The 11,202-nt window shown below is 57.4% G+C and carries 13 protein-coding genes and 2 tRNA genes; 10 read left to right on the top strand and 5 right to left on the bottom strand.

All coding sequences use genetic code 11. From position 1 onward, the window contains the following. The first annotated feature begins 515 nt into the window (after nucleotides 1–515). Complete coding sequence (locus AC2FJV_RS04695) at nucleotides 516–3,953, top strand: pyruvate carboxylase (protein WP_496712843.1); 3,438 nt, start codon at nucleotides 516–518, stop codon at nucleotides 3,951–3,953. Nucleotides 3,954–4,006: 53 nt separating this feature from the next. Here AC2FJV_RS04695 and AC2FJV_RS04690 read toward each other — a convergent pair whose 3' ends face one another. Beyond that, complete coding sequence (locus AC2FJV_RS04690; RefSeq protein WP_496712841.1) at nucleotides 4,007–4,936, bottom strand: hypothetical protein; 930 nt, start codon at nucleotides 4,934–4,936, stop codon at nucleotides 4,007–4,009. Between the two features lie 134 nt (nucleotides 4,937–5,070). Further along, complete coding sequence (locus tag AC2FJV_RS04685; RefSeq protein WP_142636882.1) at nucleotides 5,071–5,454, bottom strand: MAPEG family protein; 384 nt, start codon at nucleotides 5,452–5,454, stop codon at nucleotides 5,071–5,073. 201 nt (nucleotides 5,455–5,655) lie between these two features. Here AC2FJV_RS04685 and AC2FJV_RS04680 point away from each other — a divergent pair. From AC2FJV_RS04680 to AC2FJV_RS04670, 3 genes are all read left to right on the top strand, one after another. Continuing rightward, a tRNA-Gly gene (locus AC2FJV_RS04680) sits at nucleotides 5,656–5,730 on the top strand. 33 nt (nucleotides 5,731–5,763) lie between these two features. After that, nucleotides 5,764–5,838: transfer RNA gene (locus AC2FJV_RS04675), tRNA-Gly, on the top strand. Between the two features lie 56 nt (nucleotides 5,839–5,894). Beyond that, entirely contained in the window at nucleotides 5,895–6,050 is a 156-nt protein-coding gene (locus tag AC2FJV_RS04670) for a hypothetical protein (protein ID WP_185956685.1), read from the top strand. On the opposite strand, the gene AC2FJV_RS04665 is transcribed toward AC2FJV_RS04670, so the two are convergent. After that, a complete protein-coding gene (locus tag AC2FJV_RS04665; protein WP_142636899.1) occupies nucleotides 6,047–6,286 on the bottom strand; it encodes an Lrp/AsnC family transcriptional regulator in 240 nt (79 codons plus the stop codon). The two genes, AC2FJV_RS04670 and AC2FJV_RS04665, sit on opposite strands and share 4 nt — an antisense overlap. Nucleotides 6,287–6,440: 154 nt before the next feature. On the opposite strand from AC2FJV_RS04665, the gene hisB reads away from it, so the two are divergent. Both hisB and hisH read left to right on the top strand, forming a co-directional pair. Then, nucleotides 6,441–7,028: an imidazoleglycerol-phosphate dehydratase HisB gene (hisB, locus tag AC2FJV_RS04660; protein WP_142636880.1), complete on the top strand. Its 588-nt coding sequence runs from the start codon at nucleotides 6,441–6,443 to the stop codon at nucleotides 7,026–7,028. Further along, the gene (gene hisH / locus AC2FJV_RS04655; RefSeq protein WP_496712839.1) at nucleotides 7,029–7,667 is read left to right on the top strand and encodes an imidazole glycerol phosphate synthase subunit HisH; all 639 of its coding nucleotides are present in this window, start codon (nucleotides 7,029–7,031) and stop codon (nucleotides 7,665–7,667) included. 4 nt (nucleotides 7,668–7,671) lie between these two features. Here hisH and AC2FJV_RS04650 read toward each other — a convergent pair whose 3' ends face one another. Next, nucleotides 7,672–8,079, bottom strand: a complete 408-nt coding sequence (locus tag AC2FJV_RS04650; RefSeq protein ID WP_496693810.1) for a DUF2147 domain-containing protein — start codon at nucleotides 8,077–8,079, stop codon at nucleotides 7,672–7,674. Between the two features lie 134 nt (nucleotides 8,080–8,213). On the opposite strand from AC2FJV_RS04650, the gene hisA reads away from it, so the two are divergent. Continuing rightward, complete coding sequence (gene hisA, locus AC2FJV_RS04645) at nucleotides 8,214–8,933, top strand: 1-(5-phosphoribosyl)-5-[(5-phosphoribosylamino)methylideneamino]imidazole-4-carboxamide isomerase (protein WP_496693811.1); 720 nt, start codon at nucleotides 8,214–8,216, stop codon at nucleotides 8,931–8,933. Nucleotide 8,934: 1 nt separating this feature from the next. Here hisA and AC2FJV_RS04640 read toward each other — a convergent pair whose 3' ends face one another. Continuing rightward, nucleotides 8,935–9,327, bottom strand: coding sequence for a DUF302 domain-containing protein (locus AC2FJV_RS04640; protein ID WP_496690916.1), 393 nt, complete (start codon nucleotides 9,325–9,327; stop codon nucleotides 8,935–8,937). Between the two features lie 170 nt (nucleotides 9,328–9,497). Between AC2FJV_RS04640 and hisF the strand changes: the two genes are divergently transcribed. The 3 genes from hisF to AC2FJV_RS04625 all read left to right on the top strand — a co-directional run bounded on the left by hisF (nucleotide 9,498) and on the right by AC2FJV_RS04625 (nucleotide 11,201). Then, the gene (gene hisF / locus AC2FJV_RS04635; RefSeq protein ID WP_271949509.1) at nucleotides 9,498–10,259 is read left to right on the top strand and encodes an imidazole glycerol phosphate synthase subunit HisF; all 762 of its coding nucleotides are present in this window, start codon (nucleotides 9,498–9,500) and stop codon (nucleotides 10,257–10,259) included. Next, nucleotides 10,256–10,573 (top strand): phosphoribosyl-ATP diphosphatase, encoded by a 318-nt coding sequence (locus AC2FJV_RS04630; RefSeq protein ID WP_496712837.1) that lies wholly within the window; start codon nucleotides 10,256–10,258, stop codon nucleotides 10,571–10,573. Before hisF ends, AC2FJV_RS04630 begins: the two co-directional genes overlap by 4 nt. A gap of 61 nt (nucleotides 10,574–10,634) precedes the next feature. Then, complete coding sequence (locus tag AC2FJV_RS04625) at nucleotides 10,635–11,201, top strand: hypothetical protein (protein ID WP_142636866.1); 567 nt, start codon at nucleotides 10,635–10,637, stop codon at nucleotides 11,199–11,201. Nucleotide 11,202: the final 1 nt, after the last annotated feature.

Here is an 11,202-nt window from a genome sequence, read left to right as displayed (position 1 = left end):
CCAAAGGTATTCCTCTCGGCCATCGCTCTCGCTGCTACAGTCCTATTCTGGCTGTAAATCAATGAGTCTGGAGCCTAGACTCTTAAACGGTCGGTGATCTTTCAGAGGATCGGATAAAGAAGTAACGCAATGATTTGAGGCGAGCAGCACGCAAACGATCTGCCCAAAACCTCTCGGGGCTACACATCCACGATAACCGGACACGGTCAGGCCTTTCATTCCCAACGTTCTTGAAGTCAATCGGCTCGGCACCCGGCACGACCATGCGCGCAACTTGCCTAATGTGTCGAAACTCGGCAAAGCACCTGCCGACCTTGGTCAAAAAGTCCTTAATGAACACACCAAATCACGCCGCAATTCACCAGTCTTGATGCCGCAGCGCAGCAAGGCTATCAAGCATTCACCAACAGGAGGCGTTTGCGAGCGTTAACATGCCGGTTCTACCCAAATCACCGATATACCTGCGCGTATTGTTCGCCTAGAAGTTCGCCAAACAAACAGGACCGGGACCTGATATGACACATTTCGACAAGATCCTGATCGCCAACCGCGGCGAGATTGCCATTCGCGTGATGCGCGCAGCGAATGAGATGGGCAAACGCACAGTCGCCGTATATGCGGAAGAGGACAAGCTTGGCTTGCACCGTTTCAAGGCGGACGAGGCCTATCGCATCGGCGAGGGGATGGGGCCGGTTGCCGCTTACCTCAGCATTGACGAGATTATTCGCGTGGCCAAGGAATGTGGTGCGGATGCCATCCACCCGGGCTATGGCTTGTTGTCGGAAAACCCAGATTTCGTGGATGCCTGCGTCCAGAACGGGATCACCTTCATTGGACCAAAGGCCGAAACCATGCGCGCCTTGGGCGACAAGGCCAGCGCCCGCCGCGTGGCCATCGCCGCCGGAGTTCCGGTGATCCCTGCGACCGAAGTGCTGGGCGACGATATGGACGCGATCCGGTCACAAGCCAAAGAGATCGGATATCCCCTGATGCTCAAAGCATCCTGGGGCGGAGGTGGCCGCGGTATGCGCCCAATCGAATCCGAGGACGAACTGGAAGAAAAGGTCCTGGAAGGCCGCCGCGAAGCCGAGGCTGCCTTTGGCAATGGCGAGGGCTATTTGGAAAAGATGATTATCCGCGCCCGCCATGTCGAGGTGCAGATTCTGGGCGACAAACATGGCGAAATTTACCACTTGTATGAGCGCGACTGCTCGGTCCAGCGCCGTAATCAGAAAGTCGTGGAACGCGCGCCTGCCCCGTATCTCAGCGAAGAACAACGCGCGGAAATCTGCGAACTGGGCCGCAAGATTTGCGCCCATGTAAATTATGAATGCGCAGGCACCGTCGAGTTCCTGATGGATATGGAAACCAGCAAGTTCTACTTCATCGAGGTGAACCCGCGCGTTCAGGTGGAACATACCGTCACCGAGGAAGTCACAGGTATCGACATTGTGCAGGCACAGATCCTGATCGCCGAGGGCAAATCGTTGGCCGAAGCCACCGGCGCCGCCAGCCAAGCGGATGTGCACCTGAACGGTCATGCCCTTCAGACCCGGATCACAACCGAAGACCCACAGAACAACTTTATTCCCGACTACGGTCGCATCACCGCATACCGCTCGGCTACTGGCATGGGTATTCGCCTAGATGGCGGCACGGCCTATGCGGGTGGTGTAATCACGCGGTACTACGACTCGCTGCTGACCAAGGTCACGGCCTGGGCCCCGACGCCACAGGCCGCGATTTCGCGAATGGACCGAGCGCTGCGCGAGTTCCGTATTCGTGGCGTCAGCACCAATATCGACTTTGTCATCAACCTGCTGAAACACCCGACCTTCCTGTCGAATGAATACACCACCAAGTTCATCGACACGACGCCCGAGCTGTTCACCTTTAAACGACGCCGTGACAGGGGCACCAAGGTTCTGACCTATATTGCGGATATCACCGTGAATGGGCATCCTGAGACCAAGGATCGTCCCGCACCGCGTACCGATCTGAAAGAGGCCAAGGCCCCGGCTCTGAAAAGTGAGCCGCAGATGGGCACCCGCAATCTGCTAGAACAAAAGGGCCCGCAGGCGGTGGCCGATTGGATGAAGGCTCAGCGCCAGTTGCTGATCACCGACACCACGATGCGCGACGGGCACCAGTCGCTGCTGGCGACGCGGATGCGGTCGATCGACATGATCAAAGTGGCCCCGAGCTATGCGGCCAACCTGCCGCAGCTGTTCAGCGTCGAATGCTGGGGCGGCGCCACTTTCGATGTGGCTTATCGGTTCTTGCAGGAATGTCCGTGGCAACGTCTGCGTGACCTGCGCGAGGTGATGCCGAACCTGATGACCCAGATGCTTTTGCGCGGTGCAAACGGGGTTGGATACACCAATTACCCCGACAACGTGGTGCAGGAATTCGTTCGTCAGGCGTCAGAAAATATCGACGTGTTTCGCGTCTTCGACTCTCTCAACTGGGTCGAAAATATGCGTGTCGCGATGGATGCGGTGGTCGAGAACGGTAAAATCTGTGAAGGCACCGTTTGCTATACTGGCGATATTCTGGACCCGAACCGTGCCAAATATGACCTAAAATACTATGTTGGCATGGCGAAAGAGTTGCGCGATGCCGGGGCTCATATTCTGGGCCTGAAAGACATGGCCGGCCTGCTGAAACCAGCCTCGGCCAAGATTTTGATCCGTGCGCTGAAAGAAGAGGTCGGGTTGCCAATCCACTTCCACACGCACGACACTGCCGGTATCGCCAGCGCCACCATTCTGGCCGCCTCCGAGGCGGGTGTGGACGCAGTGGATTGCGCGATGGACAGCTTCAGTGGCAACACTTCTCAGGCGACATTGGGCACTGTGGTCGAAGCGCTGCGCCATACGGAACGCGACACCGGTCTGGACATCAAAGCCATCCGCGAAATCAGCGACTATTTCGAGGTGGTCCGAGGCCAGTATGCGGCCTTTGAATCCAGCCTGCAGGCCCCTGCATCCGAGGTATATCTGCACGAGATGCCCGGTGGCCAGTTCACTAACCTCAAGGCTCAGGCGCGCAGCCTTGGCCTGGAAGAGCGTTGGCATGAAGTGGCGCAGATGTATGCGGACGTGAACCAGATGTTCGGCGATATCGTCAAAGTCACGCCTTCGTCAAAAGTGGTTGGCGACATGGCGCTGATGATGGTCAGCCAAGGGCTGACGCGCGCCGATGTCGAAAACCCGGACTCGGACGTGGCCTTCCCGGATTCGGTCATCGACATGATGCGCGGCAATCTGGGGCAGCCTCCGGGCGGGTTCCCTGATGCGATCATCAGCAAGGCGCTTAAGGGCGAAAGCCCCAACACTGACCGCCCCGGCAAAGACGTACCCCCGGTCGATCTGGAGGAAACGCGCGCCGAGCTATCCAAACAACTGGACGGCAAAGAGGTCGACGACGAGGATCTGAACGGATACCTGATGTATCCCAAGGTGTTCCTTGATTACATGGGTCGCCATCGGATCTATGGCCCCGTCCGCACCCTGCCCACGCGCACATTCTTCTATGGAATGGAGCCCGGCGAAGAGATCGCCGCGGAAATCGATCCCGGCAAGACTCTGGAAATTCGCTGTCAGGCCATCGGTGAAACCGATGAAAATGGTGAGGTCAAAGTGTTCTTTGAACTGAACGGTCAGCCCCGTGTGATCCGGGTGCCAAACCGTCTGGTGACGTCAACCACGCAGGCCCGACCCAAAGCGGAAATCGGCAACCTCGCACATATCGGCGCACCGATGCCGGGTGTCGTGGCAACCGTTGCGGTTACTGCGGGACAAGAGGTCAAAGAAGGCGATATGCTTTTGACCATCGAGGCCATGAAGATGGAGACTGGCATTCACGCCGAAAGGGACGCCGTAGTCAAAGCCATCCACGTTCAGCCAGGCGGCCAAATTGACGCCAAGGACCTGCTGATCGAGCTGGAATAGCAAAAAAAGGCGCGCCTCTGGGGCGCGCCTTTTCCATTTCATTGGGTTAAGGTTCAGCCGTCTACGGTTTCTCCTTCAACCTCATCTTCGACCAATGCCTTTTCTGTTTCATCACCAGAAACATCATAATCCGCAAGCGCCGGCAGACCCAGCAGGTCGTGCAGCTCGTTCAGGGCGTCGTCAGACAACTCGCGACCGCCGGTCAGAGTATCCAGAGCCTCTTGCGGGTCAGAAGATCCGGCCAGGTTTGTCTCGGCCTCCTCTACTGCCAGCGCAGCCTCTTCGACCGCGTCGTCGTACTTGTCCTGAGCGGTGATGCCCTCGGCAAGCTCGTCTTCGGTCGGCTCATAGGCCTCTTCGATCTCTTCTGCGGTCAGTTCCTGCAGGTCTTCCAGTTCGTCGTTCTTATCCTGCAGATCTGTCGCCGCATCGGTATGACCAAGAATGCTCTGCTGATAAGAGTACAGTTTTCCTGGCATACTGTTCGGAGACGCATTCATAAGAGCCGTTTGGCTGGCATGGGCTGCGTTCAGACCTTTAAGCTCCGATGCAATTTTGCCGTGCTTGTTGGGGTGAACCGGCTCCTCATCAACGACAGCAGTGGTAACTTTGGTCATCTTGGCAGGTTTCTTATTGCCCTTGACCAGATTACCAATCGAAGCGACCAGCCCGTTTTTCTTTTGAGTCGTAGCGCCCGTTTTGGCAGTTTTTTGCTTTTTCAGGCCAAGACTGGCGAGCAACCCTTTGCCAGTCCCCTTTTTACCCAAGGACTTGCCACCTTTCACCTGTGAGGACTTGTCGCCAGACTTATCCGCGCCGTTCCCATTTCCACCACCATTGCCTTTGCCACCGCCATTACCTTTGCCGCCACCATTTTTGGCGATGGCCATATCAGGTACGGCAACAACTGCCACAAAGCTTACAGCGCCAAGCAGCAGAAATGAGGTCGCAATTACACGCGAAAGTAACAAGAACCGTTTCATATTATTCACCTGTCCTTCTTGAGCAGTGGCAGCAGATACCACAAAATCAAGCACCTGAGTTAACGTTGACAGTTAGTTAATAATTGAATTTGGGTAAAATGGTGGCTTTTTTCGGCGTGTGCGACCCACCGCGCTCACACCGCCAGCACAATATTGGCTATTGCAGCTACGAAGATTGAACCAAATGTCAGCAGCATTCCGATTTGCCTGAGGATAACGATCTGCGGAGACCTGCCAAACCCATATGCATGAAGCAGGCGACCACCCAGCAAGGCCAATCCCAACAGGTTCAACAGCAACCCGCTGGCGCCCTGCAATTCAACCATCGCCATCAATAACAGCGCAAACGGCGCGTATTCCGCGAAATTGCCATGAGTTCGGATCGCCTTGATCATTTGCCCCTTGCCACCATCCCCGTAGGAAACCTTTTCGCCCCGTCGGTGGCCAATGACCCGAAGGCTCAGCGCCAGATACAAAAAGGCGGCTAATGCCGCATAAACCGGTGTAATTGTCAGCATGGGTGGCTCCGTCTATTAATATTCCTAAGCTCTGGGCAAAGCTTAACGCGGAATCTCGACCGGTCCAGTTGAACCGGGCTGCTGCTACGCGAGGTCAAGTCTGTCTGGATTTCCTCCGCACGAGAAGATTTTTTGCAAAAGTCGCGTTTTTCCCCTTGCAGCTTTCCGCCAGAATTAATACTTCACGCCTCACTCAACGGCGCGGGCGTAGCTCAGGGGTAGAGCATAACCTTGCCAAGGTTAGGGTCGGGCGTTCGAATCGCCTCGCCCGCTCCATTGAGAGGTCTCCGGACCAAATATGTATCTGATGCGGGCGTAGCTCAGGGGTAGAGCATAACCTTGCCAAGGTTAGGGTCGGGCGTTCGAATCGCCTCGCCCGCTCCAGATACAAACCCTCTCACTCAACGCTGTTTTCTTATGGTGCGGCCTGCTGAAAAAGCATGACCCGCGTATATGTTCATATGCCGCAACCGAACAAAGCCACCTTCACATTGGCCGCGCGGACGGCGCATAAGAACGTCTTTGACACCGCGCCGAAGTACTCCGATCACGACCCGGACCGAATCTTCCGCGTGACAACGTTTGAGCAGGGCTAGAACGCCTTGAACGTCATTGTGGTCAGCGAGCGTTCTATACCCGAGATCACCAGCAGATTTTCATTGATGAAATGTCCCACATCCTCGGCCTCGGGGATGTAAAGCTTCAGCAGCAGGTCATATTCGCCGCTGGTAGAGTAGAGCTCCGAGTGGATTTCGCGCAACGCGATCTCTTCAGCCACCTTGTAAGTGGTGCCAGGTTTGCAGCGGATCTGGATGAAAACACAAGTGGACATGGGCCGAGCCTTGTTGGTTGAGTTGGCCGCAGGCTGACATGGGCTGCGCCCGGGCGCAATCCCCTGCAACAGTTTGCGGCGATTGCGACGGATGGTCTGGATCAACCCGCCCTACCCCGTCTATAAGCACGCCTGTAGTAAAAGGAATTCGCCCATGCGCAGCGCAAAGATCAGCCGTCAGACCGCCGAAACCGAGATCACGGTCGAGGTCAATCTGGATGGGACCGGCCAGTATGACAATCAGACCGGCGTCGGTTTCTTTGACCACATGCTGGATCAGTTAGCGCGCCATTCTCTGATCGACATGACGATCCGTGCCAAGGGCGATTACCACATCGACGACCACCACACGGTCGAGGACACCGGAATCGCACTGGGGCAAGCGTTGACACAGGCCTTGGGCGACAAAAAGGGCATCCGGCGGTATGGCGAATGTCACCTGCCGATGGACGATGCACAGGTGCGCTGTGCGCTGGATCTGTCAGGGCGACCGTTTCTGATCTGGAACGTAGACCTGCCGACACCCAAGATTGGCACCTTCGACACTGAACTGGTGCGCGAGTTCTTTCAGGCGCTGGCCACTCATGGCGGCATCACGCTGCATATCGACCAGTTGCACGGGTTCAACAGCCACCACATCGCAGAAGCGGCGTTCAAAGCTGTCGCGCGCGCATTGCGCGACGCGGTTGAGACCGATGCGCGCAAAGCAGATGCGATTCCGTCGACCAAGGGCGCGTTGTAAATGCTCACCGCCATTATCGACTATGAAAGCGGCAATCTGCATTCCGCTGAAAAGGCGTTTCAGCGCATGGCGCGGGAACTGGACTCCGGCGAGGTCGTGGTCACATCCGACGCGGATGTCGTGGCGCGCGCCGACCGGCTGGTGCTGCCCGGCGACGGCGCTTTCCCTGCCTGCGCGGCCGAGCTGCGCGGGCACAAGGGTATCTATGACGCGATGGTCGAAGCGGTCGAGCAGAAAGCCCGCCCATTTCTGGGTATCTGCGTCGGTATGCAGCTGATGGCCTCGAAAGGTCATGAGTACACTGACACCGATGGGTTGGACTGGATTGCTGGGGATGTGGTGCAGATTGCGCCGTCAGACCGGTCGCTGAAAGTGCCGCATATGGGTTGGAACGATCTGGTGTTGGAAAGCGAACACCCTGTCTTTGCCGGGGTCACATCAGGCGATCACGCCTATTTCGTCCACTCATACCATTTCCGGGTCAGCGATCCGTCACAGCGTCTGGCCTATGTGGATTACGGTCAGGACGTCACGGCCGTAATTGGCCGTGACACTATGGTCGGGATGCAGTTCCATCCTGAGAAAAGCCAGGATGTGGGCCTGCGCATGATCGGGAATTTCCTGACCTGGACGCCCTGAGCGGTTACTGAACCCGTGTCCAGTCCTGCCCGCGACACACCAATCCACCCGCAACACAACCTTTGACGGTCAGCTTGTTCTGGCTGTCCAAGGTCATTTTCGAGCTGTAGGTCTTGTCTCTGTCCGGAGCCCAGATCTTGCCCCCGCCATAGGTGCCGTCGCCATCGGGCACCATATCCCAGATGATCTGCTTGCCGAGGTTTTCATATTCCAACTGTTCATTCCCGTCTTTGTCAAAAGCGGTATCGATGGTACCGCAAATCGCGCTGCCGCATTCGGCGATCGAAACATGCAGATACCCGCCGGAGTCTCCGGGCTGGGTTTTCCAAAGACCGTCAACCGGGTCGGCCATCGCCGCTCCCGAAATCAGAGATGCCAGCCCCAAGGCTGCTGCAAAAGCTGTTTTCTTCATAAAATCCTCCCTATTTGACCAGCAGTCTGGCGCGCTGGTGGACGTGGGGCAAGATTGACTTTGCGTCGCGTTGCATCCCCTGCCCTGCCTGTGCGATATCCCGCCGGGAAAACAGCGATTCAAGGCCTGACAACATGATCCTCTATCCTGCCATCGACCTCAAAGACGGACAGGCCGTGCGCCTGCTGCGCGGAGAAATGGACAAAGCGACCGTGTTCAATGAAGACCCCGCCGCCCAGGCCCGTGCCTTTGTCGACGCGGGGTGCGAATGGCTACATCTGGTTGACCTGAACGGTGCATTTGCCGGTGAGCCGGTCAACGCCGCCCCAGTCGAGGCAATTCTGAAGGAATGCAACGTTCCCGCCCAGCTTGGTGGCGGTATCCGCGACATGGTCACCATTGAAACCTGGATCGACAAAGGTCTGGCCCGAGTGATTCTGGGCACAATCGCGGTTGAGAACCCGGATCTGGTGCGCGAGGCGGCCAAAGCCTTTCCCGGCAAAGTTGCCGTTGGCATTGATGCCCGCAACGGCATGGTCGCGACCAAAGGCTGGGCTGAAGAGACGAATGTACAGGTCACTGATCTGGCGCGCAGCTTCGAAGACGCTGGCGTTGCTGCAATCATCTATACCGATATCAACCGCGATGGCGCGATGCAGGGCCCTAACATTGAGGCCACCGCGGACTTGGCCCGTGCCGTATCGATCCCGGTGATCGCGTCAGGCGGCGTCAGCTCATTGGATGATCTGATTGCTCTGCGAGATTGCGGTGTGGAATTGAACGGCGCGATTTCCGGCCGGGCGCTGTATGACGGCGCGATTGACCTGGCAGAGGCCATTCGCGCCCTGACCTGATTTACTGCGCGGCAGCCGCAGTCAGCTTTGCCAGCGCCCCGCGCATTTTCTCGATGATGGGAGAGTTTTCGACCGCGTCGAACTCATCCATCGTCTCTTTTGGATCTTCATAGATCAGCCAAACCTGACCGTCGGCATCTTCATACGCTTGCACCTTGAGCGGCAGGAACAGTCCGGCACGCGGGTCGATCTGCATTGCAGGCGTACCTAGCGCAGGATTGCCGAAAATCAGCACCTGATTGGGCGGGATAGGCGTTCCGACCTTTTCAGCTCCGGCGGCGTGGTCGATCCGCGCAAAAACCGTTGCACCCGCGTTGCCAATCGCCGTCTCAAGCGCGTCCAGCGCCTGGGTCACCGATTTGTCGGTCTTCATCTTGATGATATCGTCAGCCATTGCGGCAGCTGCTCCTGCGAAAATGAAAGTGGTTGCTAAAAAGAGTCTACGCATCTCATTGATCTCCTGATGAATTGGGGACAGTTTTCACAGGTTCCAGAGTTGTGACAATCACAAGTCTGGCATCGGCGGGGCTTTGCCGTTAGAGGTGCGCCAACAAAGGACGAGAGATGCTGAAAACCCGTATCATACCCTGTCTGGATGTCGCCGATGGCCGCGTTGTCAAAGGTGTTAACTTTGTTGGCTTGCGCGATGCGGGTGACCCGGTGGAATCCGCCAAGGCCTATGACGCGGCAGGCGCTGACGAGATTTGCTTTCTGGACATCCATGCCACCCATGAAAACCGGGGTACCATGTTCGATGTGGTGCAGCGCACAGCGGAACAGTGCTTTGTACCCCTGACCGTTGGCGGCGGCGTGCGGACCAAGGAAGACGTGCGCGCTCTGTTGCTGGCCGGTGCAGACAAGGTCAGCTTCAACTCGGCGGCAGTGGCAAACCCGGATGTGATCGCCCAAGCCGCCGATCAATTCGGCAGCCAGTGCATCGTCTGTGCCATCGACGCCAAGACCGTCAGCCCTGGAAAGTGGGAAATTTTCACTCATGGCGGACGCAAGCCCACCGGCATCGACGCGGTTGAGTTCGCCAAAACCGTCGTCGCCAAGGGCGCGGGTGAGATTCTGCTGACTTCGATGGATCGCGATGGTACCAAAGCCGGGTTCAACTTGCCGCTGACACGCGCCATTTCGGATGCTGTGAATGTACCAGTGATCGCCTCGGGCGGGGTTGGAACTCTGGATCATCTGGTCGAAGGCGTCACCGAAGGCGGTGCCAGCGCTGTCCTTGCCGCATCGATCTTTCACTTCGGCGAATTCACCATCCGCGAGGCCAAGGAACACATGGCTGCCGCTGGCATCCCGATGAGGCTGACATGAGCATTCTGCACGACCTGGCCCAAACGATTGAGGCCCGCAAAGGGACGGATCCTGAAGGCAGCTGGACCGCCAAGCTGTTGGCCAATGGCCCCGAGAAATGTGCCGAGAAATTCGGCGAAGAAGCGGTTGAGGCCATCATTGAGGCGGTCAAGGGCGATCAGGCCAAGCTGACCTCAGAGGCGGCGGATGTACTGTATCACCTGCTGGTCATGCTGGCCGCGCGCGATGTGGCGCTGGATGATGTGCTGGCCGAACTGGCCCGGCGTCAGGGCACCAGCGGCATCGCGGAAAAGGCCGCGCGACCCAAGGGGTGACGCAGGTGTTGTCGATCCATTATTCTGATCCTGACAGGTTCGCAGGTCAAAGGGTGCGCAGATGATCAGAGCTTTGGTATTTGGACTGGCGCTAGCCGTTCTGGGGTCCTGCGCAATTGCCCCGCCGTCCACCAGTGATGAAGTTCAGCGCCTGGCGTCTGAAATCCGCAACCTCGGGCCTGACATCGACCCTGAAGAGGCCAACCGCGCCGCGCGCATTGCCTATGCCTACACCGATCAACTGGCTCAGGAATATCAGATCACCGACCCGCCACTGATCCACAATGCCAAAGTCAACAAGGGCCTGAAGCCGCGCGGACTGTGTTGGCACTGGGCCGAGGATATCGAACGGCGGCTGGATCAGGAAAACTTCCAGACGCTGGAAATGCACCGCGCCATCGCTAATGCCGACAACCCGTTCCGGATCGACCACAGCACGGCAATCATCAGTCGCAAAGGCGAGACAATGTATGACGGTGTTGTGCTGGACCCCTGGCGCTATGGCGGCGTGCTGTACTGGACGCCCTTACCACAAGACACGCGCTATGACTGGGTTCCGCGCGAAGTGGTTCTGGAAAAGCGGCGTTTGGAACAATTCGGCGAACTGCAACCATATCTCGGTGAATAAC

It is taken from the genome of Ruegeria sp. CDSA241 (assembly GCF_059611265.1).
The sequence above is the reverse complement of the archived record's forward strand: the minus strand, read 5'-3'. Positions and strand labels throughout refer to the sequence as shown.